At 70.4% G+C, this 514-nt stretch carries 1 protein-coding gene; it reads left to right on the forward strand.

The genetic code is table 11. From position 1 onward, the window contains the following. Nucleotides 1-43 precede the first annotated feature (43 nt). Nucleotides 44-514: LacI family DNA-binding transcriptional regulator (locus tag IE312_RS43565; RefSeq protein WP_229900911.1), on the forward strand; the 471-nt coding region annotated here is incomplete at its 3' end.

Raw genomic sequence — 514 nt, forward strand, 5'->3', positions numbered from 1 at the left:
AAACGCCCTGCCCACGGGGGGTCAATCCGCGTAGACTCCGCGCGTGGCCAAGGTGACTCGGGATGACGTGGCACGGCTGGCTGGTACCTCCACCGCCGTCGTCAGTTACGTCATCAACAACGGACCCCGGCCGGTCGCCCCGGCCACGCGCGAGCGTGTCCTCGCGGCGATCAAGGAACTGGGGTACCGGCCCGACCGGGTCGCCCAGGCGATGGCCTCCCGGCGCACCGACCTGATAGGCCTCATCATCCCCGACGCCCGCCAGCCCTTCTTCGGCGAGATGGCGCACGCGGTCGAACAGGCCGCCTCCGAGCGCGGGAAGATGGTCCTGGTCGGCAACACCGACTACATCGGCGAGCGCGAGGTGCACTACCTGCGCGCCTTCCTCGGCATGCGCGTCTCCGGACTGATCCTCGTCTCCCACGCCCTGAACGACCTCGCCGCCGCCGAGATCGACGCCTGGGACGCCCGGGTGGTGCTGCTGCACGAGCGCCCGGAGGCCATCGACGACGTC

The sequence above is a fragment of the Streptomyces capoamus genome (genome assembly GCF_014654935.1).
Classification (GTDB): Bacteria; Actinomycetota; Actinomycetes; order Streptomycetales; family Streptomycetaceae; genus Streptomyces; species Streptomyces capoamus.